Source organism: Cellulosilyticum sp. ST5, assembly GCF_046529625.1.
Taxonomy (GTDB): domain Bacteria; phylum Bacillota; class Clostridia; order Lachnospirales; family Cellulosilyticaceae; genus Cellulosilyticum; species Cellulosilyticum lentocellum.
On the sequence record NZ_CP132338.1, the window covers coordinates 864013 to 879205 of the forward strand.

8 protein-coding genes, 1 pseudogene and 1 other annotated feature are annotated in these 15193 nt (G+C 35.0%); of the genes and pseudogenes, 6 read left to right on the forward strand and 3 right to left on the reverse strand.

What is annotated here, in order from left to right; all coding sequences use genetic code 11:
* Nucleotides 1-26: 26 nt before the first annotated feature.
* The 3 genes and pseudogenes from QTL86_RS04315 to QTL86_RS04325 all read right to left on the reverse strand — a co-directional run bounded on the left by QTL86_RS04315 (nucleotide 27) and on the right by QTL86_RS04325 (nucleotide 2854).
* Nucleotides 27-1127 (reverse strand): prephenate dehydrogenase, encoded by a 1101-nt coding sequence (locus QTL86_RS04315; protein ID WP_127067050.1) that lies wholly within the window; start codon nucleotides 1125-1127, stop codon nucleotides 27-29.
* A 56-nt stretch (nucleotides 1128-1183) separates the two neighbouring features.
* A pseudogene (locus QTL86_RS04320) lies at nucleotides 1184-1381 on the reverse strand (hypothetical protein); the annotation flags it as partial.
* 213 nt (nucleotides 1382-1594) lie between these two features.
* Nucleotides 1595-2854 carry a 6-phosphofructokinase gene (locus QTL86_RS04325; protein ID WP_410496613.1) on the reverse strand — a complete coding sequence of 420 codons (1260 nt, stop codon included), beginning with the start codon at nucleotides 2852-2854 and terminating at the stop codon, nucleotides 1595-1597.
* A gap of 192 nt (nucleotides 2855-3046) precedes the next feature.
* Between QTL86_RS04325 and QTL86_RS04330 the strand changes: the two genes are divergently transcribed.
* The 6 genes from QTL86_RS04330 (at nucleotide 3047) to QTL86_RS04355 (ending at nucleotide 15134) form a co-directional block, all read left to right on the forward strand.
* Nucleotides 3047-4306, forward strand: coding sequence for a cellulose binding domain-containing protein (locus QTL86_RS04330; protein ID WP_410496614.1), 1260 nt, complete (start codon nucleotides 3047-3049; stop codon nucleotides 4304-4306).
* Nucleotides 4307-4342: 36 nt separating this feature from the next.
* Nucleotides 4343-5884 (forward strand): cellulase family glycosylhydrolase, encoded by a 1542-nt coding sequence (locus QTL86_RS04335; RefSeq protein ID WP_410496615.1) that lies wholly within the window; start codon nucleotides 4343-4345, stop codon nucleotides 5882-5884.
* A gap of 105 nt (nucleotides 5885-5989) precedes the next feature.
* Nucleotides 5990-6220, forward strand: a binding site (T-box leader).
* A gap of 82 nt (nucleotides 6221-6302) precedes the next feature.
* Nucleotides 6303-7322: a phenylalanine--tRNA ligase subunit alpha gene (gene pheS, locus QTL86_RS04340; RefSeq protein WP_013657593.1), complete on the forward strand. Its 1020-nt coding sequence runs from the start codon at nucleotides 6303-6305 to the stop codon at nucleotides 7320-7322.
* A 24-nt stretch (nucleotides 7323-7346) separates the two neighbouring features.
* Nucleotides 7347-9773, forward strand: coding sequence for a phenylalanine--tRNA ligase subunit beta (gene pheT, locus QTL86_RS04345; protein WP_410496616.1), 2427 nt, complete (start codon nucleotides 7347-7349; stop codon nucleotides 9771-9773).
* A gap of 378 nt (nucleotides 9774-10151) precedes the next feature.
* Nucleotides 10152-11390: an aminotransferase class I/II-fold pyridoxal phosphate-dependent enzyme gene (locus QTL86_RS04350; protein WP_410497290.1), complete on the forward strand. Its 1239-nt coding sequence runs from the start codon at nucleotides 10152-10154 to the stop codon at nucleotides 11388-11390.
* A 276-nt stretch (nucleotides 11391-11666) separates the two neighbouring features.
* Entirely contained in the window at nucleotides 11667-15134 is a 3468-nt protein-coding gene (locus QTL86_RS04355; protein WP_410497291.1) for a DNA polymerase III subunit alpha, read from the forward strand.
* The last annotated feature ends 59 nt before the right edge of the window (nucleotides 15135-15193 follow it).

Below are 15193 nucleotides of genomic sequence, written 5' to 3' on the forward strand. Positions count from 1 at the left end.
TGCTTCAATAGGCACGCCTAAGCTGTTTAATAATAAAGTGTGTAATGATGCTGAGATAGAATTTCTGTAGCCAATAATAAATCGGTTTTAGTTCCAAATAAAATTTTGATAACACCTACATCGAATTCACGATCACTCATGACACTAAGGTTTTTAATGTTAATATGATGGTCACTAAGCGAGGTGGCGATTTTTGCGATAATACCAGGTTCATCTTTAGCATCAATATGAAGTGCATAATGTTTAGACAAATCGGTAGAAGCACCTTCACTAAAGGTATTACGATAAAGCCTAGCAGTATTAAAAAAGCTGTAAAGCTCTTTTTCTGAATCCTTTTCAAGGCAGTTCAAGAAGTTTTGCAAAATAGCGAGATAGCCACTAAAAACTCTTTGAATTTGTGCTTTGTTAGTTAAACAAATACTTGTCCAAATATCAGGATTAGAAGAGGCAATACGTGTTAAATCTTTAAAACCGCCAGCAGCTAGTGTATGAAGATAAGAAGCATCTCCATCATTTTCCTTTACCAAATGGACTAGGCTACTTGCGATAATGTGAGGCAAGTGACTGATGTTAGCTGTCACATAGTCATGATAAGTAGCAGAGAGAATTAAAGGAATGCCGCCCATACGCTCAATGAGCTTTTGTAAAATAAATAAGATAAAATCAGGTGTATCTCCTAATGGGGTAAGCATATAATAAGCATTTTCAAAAAGATGAGCACTAGAAGCACTGTAACCAAATTTTTCTGATCCTGTCATAGGATGACCACCTACATAATAAATGCGTTTACTATCTGTACTTATCATTGGCTCTAATTCTTGCATGATATGATATTTTGTACTGCCCACGTCAGTTAAGATACAATCATTAGGTAGATAAGGTAGCAGCTCAGTTACAACGCTTTTAATAGTAGTGACAGGTGTGCAAATAAATACAACAGAGCAATTAGAGAAGCCAGACTTTAGGTCAGTGGCCATAAAATCAATCATACCTTCATCGTATGCACTATGTAAGTCAGCAGCATTAGTATCATAACCAATAATATAACTATTTTGAACATGGACTCTTTTAATAGCCTTAGCAATGGACCCTCCAATAAGGCCAAGGCCGATGATGCCTATATGCATGATAATGCCCTCACAGAAGCTGCAATAATAGAGCTTAGTTTTTTCATAAGTTTACTTGCCACATGACTAGGGTCCACAATAATAGGCAGGTGATTCTTAGATTTGATGACAGGAATAGCACTCATATCTAGAGTATTACGAGTTGCGCTTTCATATGTACGAATACCATGTTCATAAAGGTCAGCTTGTTCAAGTTGATTTTTAATAGGTTGAATATCGTTAGGGGTAGTCCCTTGTTTCATTACAATAATCATAACAAAGCCTCCTAAACTTTATTAGAAATTTATAAGCGATGTAACAATGAAATAATAATTCATTTATCTCAAATATTATATATTCTTTTCTAAAAATTGTATAGTTTAAGTTGGAAGAAGGGCAAGAAGCAGAGTGTTGAAGAAGAAGGATATAAAAAGCAGAGAATAAAGGATTGCCACATGAATGAGGCAATCCCTAAAAATGATATAAGTTTATTTGTGTTCTTTAAAATAGCCAGGTGTAAATAAGTGGTCAATGTTGCAGTAGTTAGGAATGCCTGAAGTAAAGCTTAATGAGACTTCCCCTTGAATAAGAGGTATTAAGTAGGCAACCAGTTCATCTGTTACATCATTTTGAGCTTTATTAATCCATTCTAAAGGAACTGTTTTTTCCCCATTAGCAATAGAATGAATATCATAAGCAAAGGTTTCTACTTGATAAGGACTATTTTGAAGACGTTTGTAGCAAATCATTTTAGCTGTTTCACCTTGAGCACCTAAAGTAGCAGCTGTTTTACCAATCATAACAGCTTCTTTGAGATCAGTAAGAGAAGCAATATGTCCACCAGCACGTTGAAGCACATTCAGTTCAATAGAACGTACTTTACAGCCCAGTTCTGCTTTAAGGAGATTTTCTAGGGTCTTACCTACACCGCATAATTGTTTGTGACCAAAAGAGTCTACTGCGCTAGTAGAAGCAGAAATGTATTGGCCTTCGCTATCTTTAATCCCTTCTGAAACGGCTATAATGACATTTTTTCTTTTTTCTTTAATAGCCTTAACATCTTCAATAAAATGTTCTTTATCAAAAACAGCTTCTGGTAAATAAATTAAATCAGGAGCCATCGAATAACTATTACGTGCAAGGGCAGCAGCTGCAGTAAGCCAACCTGCATTTCTTCCCATAATTTCAACAATGGTTACAGAAGGAATGTTATAAATATAGGTATCATGCGCAATTTCTAAAAGTGAAGTCGCTACAAACTTAGCAGCACTTCCGAAACCTGGTGTGTGATCTGTAATCGGTAAATCATTATCAATTGTTTTTGGAATACCAATAACATTGACATCATAGTGATGTGCTTTAGCATAGTCCGACAGTTTTAAAACCGTATCCATTGAATCGTTACCACCGATATAAAAAACAGTTTTAATATTGTGGGCTTCAAAGAAGCGGAATAAATCACGATAAACGACTTCTGAATGTTCACAAGTCGGTAATTTAAAACGGCAAGAACCAAGATACATAGATGGCGTATGTGTTAGCCTGTCAAGTTCTTCCTTGGTTTGAAATTTGGCTGATAAGTCTAAGTATTTGCCTTGTAATAGACCTTCAATACCGTTGACCATACCGTATACATTAGAATAAAGATCATTTTCTAAAATACCTTGTAATACACCACTGAGCGAGGCATTAATGGCAGCTGTAGGGCCACCAGATTGTCCAATAATACAATTCCCTCTTCTGTTCATTATAAGATAACTCCTTTCAAGAGACCATAATTCGTCAATATAATGATAGCAGAATCAAAAGAAAAGGTCAAATAATAAAGCATTTTGTACCTATAAATTGAACATGATGAACTAAAAACATAGTTAAAAAAGAATCATTATTTATACTTATAAATAAATAAGTGACGAACACACTTAAAAGGAGGAATTTTGATGAAAAGAAGAAATAGTTTATGGGCAATTGGTTTGGCTGTGGCTACGACTTCATTACTGACAAGTCAGCTAGTAGCAGCTACAACGCAAGTAAAACTGGAATATTGTAATACGATGGCAAGTATAAGTACCAATACTATGGGTGGAAAAATCAAGCTCACGAATACAAGTAATGAAACAATTAATCTGGAAGATTTAAAGGTCAGGTATTACTATACGGTAGATGAACCTTTAACTCAGACACTTTGGTGTGACCATGCAGGATTAATGGGGAGCAAAGGGTATGAAACCATAACAAGTTCTGTAACAAGCAAATTTGAAGCTTTATCTAGTCCTACTGAAAATGCAGATACTTATGTTGAGATTGGTTTCAAATCAGGGTTAAGCCAATTAACGCCCAATGGAACTATTGAATTACAAATGAGAATTACCAATAGCAGTTGGAAAAACTATAATCAAGCAAATGACTATTCTTACGAAGCCACACCTAATACCTATATCATTAGTGAGCATGTTACACTTTATTATAAAGGCGTGCTTATTAGTGGAAGTGAACCAAGAAATGAAGGTGTTGTGGATGCAATCGTGACGCCTTTGGAACTGAGCTATGATAAAAATAAAGCGGTTAGTGGCGCTTGTGAAACACAAATCACTTTTAATGGCAATACCTTGGCAAGTATTAAGAATAATGGGGGAAGTCTTGGGACTAGTGACTATAGTATAGATGACAAAGGAATCTTAACCTTCAATGCCTCTTATCTAGAGAGTCTAGCAGAGGGAGATTATCAATTAGTTGTTAGCTTTAATGCAGGCAAAAGTTCTGTAATTCATTTACAGATTATGGATACAACAGATTACGATTTTGCTATGACACTAGAAACTCTTCAATTAAAAGCAGGAGAAGAAGCCATTATTCCTATAAAACTTAATAATGTTTCTACAGGTATTAACAATGCTAATCTTGTTTTTACTTATGATAAAGAGCTGATAGAAGTACAGGAAATACTAGCTGGTGAGATTGTTCCTAATTCAGAGCTTAGCTTTAAATCAGCTATTCATCAAACGAAAGGAACCTTTAACTTACTCTTTGCTTCTGCTGAGCAAGATGGAAGTGATTTGATTACGCAATCAGGCGATATGGTACAAGTGAAAATTAAAGCTAAAAAGGATTTTACAAGTGCACCTTTTAAAGTATTAAGTATGAAAGATATTGCAGATGCACAATTGAAGAAGATAACGGTTCTATTTAAAGTGAAGTAACATTTCAAAAGTATATAGGAAGTAAGGAGGCGTCTTATGAAAATAGGGAAGAAAGTAACAAGTTTAGCACTAAGTGCTTTAATGGCTGTAATGATAGGAATGCCTAGCACATTAATGGCTGCTACAGCAAAATCAGATGATGATTGGTTAACAACTAAAGGGAATAAGATAGTTGATCAAGATGGAAATGAAGTATGGTTAACGGGTACTAATTGGTTTGGATTTAATACAGGAACCAATGTATTCGATGGTGTATGGAGCGTGAATATGAAAAAGGCTCTAGATGAAATGGCTAACAGGGGTATTAATCTCTTACGTATTCCTATCTCTACTCAGCTGATTTATGAATGGAAAAATGGTACGGCAAAAAAAGCGAATGTCAATGAATATGTTAATCCAGAACTGGCTGGTATGAGTAGTTTACAGCTATTTGATGAAGCGGTTAAGATGTGCAAGGCAAATGGTATGAAAATCATGTTAGATATTCATAGTGCAGAGACTAATGCTATGGGGCATATTTATCCGGTTTGGTATGATGATGCTCATCCTATTGAAATGTACCATGAAACACTAGAGTGGTTTACAGAGCGTTATAAAAATGATGATACGATTTTAGCTATTGACCTTAAAAACGAACCTCATGGAAAACCAGGACAAGATAAAGTATGGGCTAAATGGGATAATTCAACAGATGAAAACAACTGGAAGTATGCAGCTGAAACAGCTGCTGCTAAAGTATTAGCTATTAATCCAAACTTGCTTATAGTTATTGAAGGTGTAGAAGCTTATCCAATGGAAGGATATGACTATACCACACGTGATGAATATATGAAACCTCATTATTATTACAATTGGTGGGGTGGGAATTTAAGAGGTGTTGAAGACTATCCTATTGATTTAGGGGTCTATCAATCACAAGTGGTGTATTCACCTCATGATTATGGTCCACTTGTTTATGCGCAACCATGGTTTGAAAAAGATTTCACAACAGAAACACTTTATGAAGATTGTTGGGGAGATAACTGGGCTTATATTAATGAAGAAGGCATTGCTCCTTTACTAATGGGTGAATGGGGTGGCTTTATGGATGGCGGCAAAAATGAAAAGTGGATGACTTTATTAAGAGATTATATGATTAAAAATAAAATTCATCACACATTTTGGTGCTACAATGCTAATTCAGGAGATACAGGAGGATTAGTAGGCTATGATTTTGCAACCTGGGATGAAGCCAAATATGCTTTCTTAAAATCAGCTTTATGGCAAAATGCAGAGGGGAAATTTATTGGCTTAGATCATAAAGTAGCATTAGGAAATAAGGGGATTACAGTAGCAGCTTATTATAATGGTACACAACCTGAAAATCCAGGTGAAACCGGTATAAAAGGGGATTTAAACGGTGATCAAAGTATCAATTCTACCGATTATGCACTACTAAAAAGACACTTATTAGGAGTAAGCCTATTAACAGATATAGCATTAAAGAGTGCAGATGTTAATGAGGATGGGGCAGTTAATGAGGGAGACTTATTAAAACTAGAAAGCTATCTACTTGGAAATAGTGATAGCCTGCAATAAATATACAGATGGCATCTAATGAATCGTTAAGGACATAGAAGTTGTAATAGTACTACTTGACAAAAAACGGATAGTGAGTACAATAATAACTAATATGTTTATACATGAAAAGCGAAGAAGATGCATAGTAGAAAAATAAGACCCAATAGAGAGAAGGTATCACCGGCTGCAAGTACCTTTTGGCAATCCTATTTTTTGAATTTCACATTGGAGCTTTATCTTTGAAATGATTAAAAGTAGAAGATAACGGTGGCAACGTTAGAGCTAATTGAGTGTTTATACCTTTGGTATAAAAATTTGGGTGGTATCGCGGAGACTATAAGCTTCGTCCCTTTTTGGGGACGGAGCTTTTTTATTTTGTTTTCTCATGACGAGCCATTACTGATTCATTAAGTGAAAATAAGAAAGGAGTTTTACAATGAAAGATAAATTAGAGATGATCAAACATAGTGCCATTACTAGTATTGAAACAGCTAATAGCCTAGCAGTTCTTGAAGAACTTCGTGTACAATACCTTGGTAAAAAAGGTGAATTAACAGCGGTTCTTCGTAATATGAAAGATTTAAGTAATGAAGAAAGACCAGTTGTTGGTCAAATTGCCAATGAGGTAAGAGCAGACATTGAAGCAAGTCTTGCTAATAAAAAAGTAGCCTTAGAATCAGCTGAGCAAAATAAGAAACTTCAAGAAGAAGTATTAGATATCACTATGCCAGGTAAAAAGTTAAACCTTGGTCATATGCATCCACTTCAAAAAACATTAGAAGAAGTACAAAATATTTTCCTTGGAATGGGTTATGAAATTGTAGAAGGCCGTGAAGTAGAAACAGCTTACTATAACTTTGATGCCCTTAACTTAGGAGAAGAACATCCAGCACGTGATGAGCAAGATACCTTCTATTTTAATAGTCAACTTGTTCTTAGAACAGCAACTTCTCCTGTTCAAGTACACACTATGGAAAGTGAAAGTTTACCTATTCGTATGATTGCACCAGGTCGTGTTTATCGTTCAGATGAAGTAGATGCTACTCACTCTCCTGTGTTTAATCAAATCGAAGGTCTTGTGATTGATAAAGATATTACCTTTGGTGACCTTAAAGGTGTGCTTGCAGAGTTTGCAAAAGCACTATTTGGGGACAAAGTAGAAGTTAAATTTAGACCTCACTATTTCCCATTCACAGAGCCAAGTGCAGAAGTAGACGTTTCTTGCGTTATGTGTGGTGGTAAAGGTTGCAATGTATGCAAAGGTTCAGGTTGGATTGAAATTCTGGGCTGTGGTATGGTACATCCAAAGGTGCTTGAGATGGCTGGTATTGACCCTACTGTATACCAAGGTTTTGCTTTTGGTGTAGGACTTGAGCGTATTACTATGCTTAAATACGATATTAATGACTTAAGATTATTCTACGAAAACGATATTCGTTTCTTATCACAATTCTAAGGGAAGTAGAAAGGAGAAAATCAAATGAACGTACCTATGTCCTGGCTTAAACAATATGTAGATATAGATGTAGATATAAAAACTTTTGAAGACGCAATGACAATGTCAGGCTCAAAAGTAGAAGCAGTAGAAGAAAGCGGTAAAGAAATTACAAAGGTAGTGGCAGGTAAAATTATTGATGTTCAGCCTCATCCTAATGCAGATAAACTCCGTATTATGCAAGTAGATGTAGCAGGTGAAAGGCCGCTTCAAATTGTAACTGCAGCAACAAATGTGAATTTAGGTGATGTAGTACCTGTTTCTCTTGATGGAGCCACTTTAGCAGGAGGTCTTAAAATCAAAGCAGGTAAGCTTAGAGGCGAACTTTCAGAAGGAATGTTTTGTTCAGTAGAGGAACTTGGCTTTAGTGAAGAAGATATTGAAGATGCACCACATAATGGAGTATATATCTTCCATAATGATATTAAACTAGGTTCAGATGTAAAACCTCACTTTGGTCTTGGTGAACAAGTCGTAGAATATGAAATCACATCAAACCGTGCAGATTGCTTTAGTATTCTAGGGATTGCAAGAGAAGCAGCAGCTACCTTTAAGAAACCTTTTAAATTCCCAAGCATTACAGTGGAAGAAGTAGGTGGTAATGCAGCTGAGATGGCTTCTATTGCTATTGAAAATGAAGACTTATGTCCTCGTTATGCAGCGAGAATTATTAAAAATGTAAAAGTTGGTCCATCACCAAAATGGTTAAAAGACCGTTTGCTTTCAGCAGGTCTTCGTCCAATTAATAATATTGTTGATATTACCAATTATATGCTTCTTGAATTTGGTCAACCCATGCATGCGTTTGACTATGATAAATTAGCAGGACATGAAATTCATGTTCGTAATGCAAAAGCAGGCGAAAAATTTGTTACCCTATTTGAAGAAGAAAAAACATTAGATGAAAGTATGCTTGTGATTGCAGATGCTGAAAAAGCAGTAGCTATTGCTGGTGTTATGGGCGGAGAAAACTCAAAAGTAACTGAAGAAACAACAACCATTCTTTTTGAATGTGCTAACTTTAATGGTTATAGCGTACGTCAAACTTCGAAGAAGTTAAATCTAAGAAGTGATTCTTCAGTAAAATATACAAAAGGACTTGATCCAAATAATATTACACTTGCACTTGAACGTGCGGCGCAGCTTATTAATATGACTGGTGCAGGTGAAGTGGTAAGTGGCAAAATTGATATTTATCCAAGAAAAAGAGAAGTCCTAACCATTCCTTACGATGTAGAATGGATCAATAATTTCTTAGGTACTGAAATCCCAGAAGATGAAATGATAGCTTATTTTGAGTCAGTTGAGTTTGCTGTAGATAAAGATGCTAAGACAGTCACTATTCCTACTTTTAGAAGTGATGTAACTATGATGGCAGACTTAGCAGAAGAAGTAGCAAGATTATATGGTTATGACAAAATTAAACCAACACTTGAAAAAGCAGAACCTACCAGAGGGGCAAAAACCTTTGAACAAATCACATATGATCAAATTAGAAGCGTCATGAGTAGTTATGGCATTTATGGTGCTTTAACTTATTCTTTTGAAAGTCCAAAAGTATTTGATAAACTTTGTATTAAAGCAAATAGTCCATTAAGAGATGCGATGAAGATTACGAATCCACTTGGAGAAGACTTTAGTATTATGAGAACAACCAGCTTAAATGGTATTTTAACTTCTCTTTCTACTAACTTTAATAGAAGAGTAGAAGAAGCTGCTCTTTATGAAATTGGTAAAATCTATGTGAAACAACCTGTTACAGAAGAAGTGATTACAGATGTTAAAAGACAAGGTGAAAACTTATTACCAGCAGAAATTAAGAAACTAACAGTGGGAGCTTATGGTAAAAATACAGATTTCTTCTCTATCAAAGGTATGATTGAAACCTTAATGGGACAGCTTCATATTGAGAATATCGAAGTGATTAGAAATAGCGAATTAGATTACATGCATCCAGGTCGTACAGCGACTCTTTTAATTAATGGTAAAAATGCTGGTTTCTTTGGAGAAGTACATCCACAGGTAGCTAAAAACTATAATTTAGATACAAGAGTTTATATGGTAGAATTAGATCTTGCTACAGTGTTAGAAGCCATAGAGCATAATGTTACTTTTAAACCACTTCCTAAATATCCAGCAACAACAAGAGATATTGCTATGTTAGTAAGTAAGGAAACATTAGTGGGCGAACTTGAAAAGGTGATTAAACAACGTAGTGGTAAATTACTTGAAACAGTAGAGCTTTTCGATGTTTATGAAGGCGCTCAAATTGAAGCAGGATATAAATCAGTAGCATTTAAACTTACTTTTAGAGCAGAAGACCGTACTTTAGTAGATGAAGATATTCAAAAGGTAATGAAAAAAGTCCTTAATGGCCTAGAAATGAATTGTGGTGCTAAATTAAGAGACTAATCATAAAAGGAAAAAGTGGAGCAGTATACTGCTCTGCTTTTTTTATGAGCATAAAGGGATAGAAGACTATAAGTTTGTAAATTGTGTATGATAATACCATTTTTTTGAATTAAAATAGTAAGACTCCTTCATTTATAAAAATGAAATAAGCCATCTATAATATTAAAAATGGCAAAATGTCGTTTAAATAAGAAGATTATATATAAAAAATATATAAAACAAACAAATCTATAAAAAAAGTTTGCAAGAATTTTAGTATTGACTTGCAAAAATTTCAAAACAGTGTATTATATTATTAGAAATAAATCATCATCAATAGCCTGAGATAAGGGGGATATTAATTTGTTAGATTTTACACAGTGTTCAATAGAACAATTAATGGAAGAGAAGCAATTACTTGAGAAAAAATATGCAGATTATGTGGGACAAAAATTAAAGTTAGACATGTCTAGAGGGAAACCAGCTAGTACACAATTAGACCTTAATAATGATATTTTGTCTACATTAGAAACTTATATAACAGAAGATGGCACTGATGCACGAAACTACGGTGTGTTAGATGGCTTAAGTGAAGCTAAAAAACTATTTTCAGAGCTTCTTAATATTGCACCAGCCAATATGATTATTGGAGGAAATTCAAGCCTTAACTTAATGTATGATGCGATGACACGTCTCTTTTTATTTGGTACAGAAGGAGAACTGCCATGGTGTAAATTAGACAAGGTTAAATTCCTTTGTCCAAGTCCAGGTTATGATAGACATTTTGCTATTTGTGAAGATCTAGGTATAGAAATGATTACAGTACCTATGCATGAAGATGGTCCAGATATGGATTATATAGAATCACTTGTAAAAGAAGATGCAAGTATTAAAGGTATTTGGTGCGTGCCTCTTTACTCTAATCCACAAGGTATTTGTTACAGTGATGAAGTAGTAGATCGTTTGGCAAGTATGCAGACAGCAGCAAAAGATTTTAGAATCTTTTGGGATAATGCTTACGGTGTTCATCATATTTATGATGAAGTTAAACTTAAAGATATTTTTGAAGCAGCTCATGCAGCGGGTAATGAGAATCGCGTTTATTATTTCTTCTCTACTTCCAAAATCACCTTCCCAGGTGCAGGTGTGGCTTTAATAGCATCTAGCTTAAGTAATATTGCAGAAATCAAAAAACATATGAGTATTCAAACTATTGGTCATGATAAACTCAATCAACTTCGTACCGTTAACTATTTTAAAAATGCAGATGGTATTCGTGTGCATATGAAGAAGTTAGGTAATGAGTTAAGACCCAAATTTGAGATTGTTTTAAATACATTAGAACAGGAATTAGCAGGTACAGGACTTTTAAGCTGGACTAAACCACAAGGTGGTTATTTCGTAGCTGTAGATACTTTGCCAGGTTGTGCAAAAGAAACCGTTAGACTTGCAAAAGAAGCAGGTGTTGTATTAACAGGTGCAGGTGCAACTTTCCCTTATCAAAATGATCCACAAGATAGAAATATTCGTATTGCACCAACTTATCCTACAGTAGAAGAATTGCAAAAAGCTATGGAGCTCTTCTGTGTATGTGTGAAATTAGCAGGTGTTAATCGATTACTTATAGAAAACCAATGAAGAATTAAGAATGAAGAGTGAAGAATTTATAGCCAAAAGAGCACTAAATAATAAAGAACAAGAATAGGGAAATGTTTTAATTAACCATTATTCATTATTGATTTTTCATTCTTCATTATCTTTAGGTTTATAAAACTAAATAGCGATATAATAGCGGGGTAGGTTATAAAACGGAGTAGGTTTTATAACCTACCTCTTTCTTGCTTTTTAGAGCTATATTGCCATTTACATCTATGTTATAATGAGGACAGAAAAGAGAAAGGAGTTAAGTAGGTGATGATAACTAATTTTACCCATCTCCATGTGCATACTGAATATAGTTTATTAGATGGTTCAGCTAAAATTAATGATTTACTGGATCGTGTAAAAGAATTGGGAATGGACAGTATTGCGATTACAGATCATGGTGTGATGTTTGGTGCAATAGATTTTTACAAAGCAGCGAAACAAAGAGACATTAACCCTATTATTGGATGTGAAGTCTACTTAGCTGCACGTACTCGTTTTGATAAAGAGCCAGTAGATGCTAGATCTTATCATTTGGTTTTACTAGCCGAGAATAATAAAGGCTATCAAAACCTCATAAAAATGGTTTCTAGTGGTTTTATAGAAGGTTTTTACAGAAGACCTCGTATAGATATAGAGCTTCTTCGTGAGCATCATGAAGGGCTTATTGCTTTGGGGGCCTGTCTTGCAGGACCAGTGAGTAGAAGATTATTAAATGATAACTATCAAGAAGCTAAAGCAGCAGCTCTTACCTTAGAAGAAATTATGGGAAAAGGTAACTTCTTTTTAGAAATACAAGACCATGGGATTAAGGATCAACAAAAAGTTAATCAGCTTACACTTCGTTTGGCTGAAGAAACAGGAATACCTATTGTAGCTACTAATGATGTACATTATATTAAGGATGAAGATGCTAATCCACATGAAGTGCTTCTTTGTATCCAAACAGGGAAGACCATGGAAGATGAAGATCGTATGGTTTACGAAGGTGGACAGTTTTATCTGAAAAGTCCGAGTGAAATGGCTATGCTTTTTCCTTATGCAGAGGAAGCTTTAGAAAATACCAATAAGATAGCACAGCGTTGTCATGTGGACTTTACCTTCCATGAACTGAAATTACCAAAGTTTGATGTACCAGAGGGGAAGACGGCAGAAACATTTTTAAGAGAACGTTGTTATGAGGGTCTTAAAAAACGTTATGAAACCATTACCCCAGAACTTGAGGAACGATTAGAATATGAGTTGGGCATTATTATTCAAATGGGCTTTGTCGATTATTTCCTTATCGTTGGAGATTTCATTAAATACGCAAAAGACCATGATATTCCAGTAGGGCCAGGAAGAGGGTCAGCAGCTGGTAGTATTGTAGCTTATACCTTAGAGATTACCAATATCGACCCCATTAAATATCAATTGCTTTTTGAACGTTTTCTTAATCCAGAACGTGTCAGTATGCCCGATATTGATATTGACTTCTGTTATGAAAGAAGACAAGAGGTCATAGAGTATGTTATTCGTAAGTATGGTGCAGACAGAGTAGCACAAATTGTCACCTTCGGAACTTTGGCAGCAAGAGCTGTTATTAGAGATGTAGGTCGTGCCATTAATATGCCTTATGCAGATGTGGATAAAGTAGCTAAGATGATTCCTAATGAGCTTAAGATTACCATTAAAAAAGCTTTGAATATGAATGATGAGCTAAGAGAGCTATATAATACCAATGAGCAAATTAAATATTTATTAGATACATCTATGAAGTTAGAAGGGCTTCCACGCCATTCTTCTATGCATGCAGCAGGAGTAGTTATCTCCAATAAACCTGTTGTAGAGTATGTACCACTTAATGCCAGCGAAGGTGTTGTAACAACTCAGTATCCTATGACGACACTAGAAGAATTAGGACTTTTAAAAATGGACTTTTTAGGTCTTCGTACTTTAACAGTTATTGATAATGCTGTTAAGTTAGTGAAAAAGAATCACGACATAGATATTGATATTGAAAAAATAGATGATCATGATCCAAAGGTTTATGAACTGATTGCTTCGGGAAATACAGAAGGTATTTTCCAGTTAGAAAGTGCTGGTATGAAGAACTTCATGAAGGAACTGGCACCTACTTGTTTAGAAGATATTATTGCTGGAGTTTCTCTGTATCGTCCAGGACCTATGGATTTTATTCCTAAATATGTACAAGGTAAGAGAGATGCTAATAGCATTACCTATACCCACCCCGCTTTAGAGCCTATTCTAGAAAACACTTATGGTTGTATTGTGTACCAAGAACAGGTTATGCAAATCGTGCGTGATTTGGCGGGGTATAGCCTAGGACGAAGTGACCTTTTAAGACGTGCTATGGGTAAAAAGAAAATTGATGTGATGAATAAAGAACGTGAAATTTTCTTATATGGTGATGGCGATAGTGTACCAGGTTGTGTCAAAAATAATATTCCAGCAGAGATTGGTAATAAGATTTTTGACGAAATGGTAGACTTTGCTAAGTATGCTTTTAATAAATCACATGCAGCGGCGTATGCTGTAGTTGCTTATCAAACAGCGTATTTGAAAACTTATTATAAAGTTGAATTTATGGCAGCGCTTATGACATCGGTTATGGATGTAACCACCAAGATTACTGGTTACATGGAGACTTGTAAGCGAATGGGTATTGAGGTACTATCACCAGATATTAATGAGGGACATGCTTATTTTGATGCCAATGGTGACAAGATTATTTATGGACTAGCTGCTATTAAAAATGTAGGCAAAAATGTGATTGACCGCATTGTAGAAGAAAGGCAGCGAAATGGCCGATTCAAAAGCTTGACAGATTTTTATAATCGCATGGAAAGTAAGGATACTAATAAACGAAGTATTGAAAGTCTTATCTTAGCTGGTGCCTTTGATCATTTAGGAGGTAGACGTAGTCAATATATGGCTGTTTATAAGCAAATTGCCAATGGTATTAACTTGAATCGTAAAAACAATATTCAGGGACAAATAGACTTATTTGGTTTGGGCAGCGAGGAAGTTGTAGAAGATAAGGATCATTTACCGGACATTCCTGAATTTGATAGTAAAGAGCTATTAAATTATGAAAAGGAAGTCATGGGAATCTATCTCAGTGGGCATCCTTTAGATAAGGTAAGAGGCAGCTTAGAACGTTATATTACTTTAACCAGTGATCAGTTAGCACCCCCAAGTGAGGAAGAAGAAACAAAAGAAGAACAAATTTATGATGGTAAACGTGTAGTAGTAGGTGGTATTCTTATAGAGAAAAAAGTGATCTTTACAAAACAAAATAAAAAAATGGCTTTTTTAACTTTAGAGGATACTAGAGGAGTTATGGAAATAGTAGTCTTTCCTAATTCTTTCGAACAGTTTACTACTTTTCCAGAGGACAGTGTATTTGTCATAAAAGGACGTATTTCTATAAAGGAAGAAACGAGTGCGGTTATATTAGCAGAAGAGATGACTACTTTAGAAATACTCACTAAGCCTAAGGAAGAGGAGTCTTACGTCCTTTTAGAACTTGATGCAGACCAAAGAACAAAAGAAGTGAGAGAGGAATTACTGCACATATTCCAAAATTATAAGGGAAAAACTAAAATTATCGTTCAAAATAGCGAGGATGGTGCACAAAAAGCTTTTCCATCTAAGTATAATGTACAAATTTGTGACGAGTTTGTAAAAAAAATAACAAATTTATTAGGAAAAGAGCGTGTGACTATTAAGAATTAAGGATAAGGTATTGCTATTTAAACATGTTTTAAGTAAAATAAAAAAGGTTAGTAGCTTTG

Excerpts from the sequence above, each read along its gene's own strand:
- QTL86_RS04330 (WP_410496614.1), top strand. The coding sequence starts at position 3,047 with ATGAAAAGAAGAAATAGTTTATGGGCAATTGGTTTGGCTGTGGCTACG.
- QTL86_RS04315 (WP_127067050.1), bottom strand. The coding sequence starts at position 1,127 with ATGCATATAGGCATCATCGGCCTTGGCCTTATTGGAGGGTCCATTGCT.
- QTL86_RS04325 (WP_410496613.1), bottom strand. The coding sequence starts at position 2,854 with ATGAACAGAAGAGGGAATTGTATTATTGGACAATCTGGTGGCCCTACA.
- QTL86_RS04350 (WP_410497290.1), top strand. The coding sequence starts at position 10,152 with ATGGAAGAGAAGCAATTACTTGAGAAAAAATATGCAGATTATGTGGGA.
- QTL86_RS04335 (WP_410496615.1), top strand. The coding sequence starts at position 4,343 with ATGAAAATAGGGAAGAAAGTAACAAGTTTAGCACTAAGTGCTTTAATG.
- pheS (WP_013657593.1), top strand. The coding sequence starts at position 6,303 with ATGAAAGATAAATTAGAGATGATCAAACATAGTGCCATTACTAGTATT.
- QTL86_RS04355 (WP_410497291.1), top strand. The coding sequence starts at position 11,667 with ATGATAACTAATTTTACCCATCTCCATGTGCATACTGAATATAGTTTA.
- pheT (WP_410496616.1), top strand. The coding sequence starts at position 7,347 with ATGAACGTACCTATGTCCTGGCTTAAACAATATGTAGATATAGATGTA.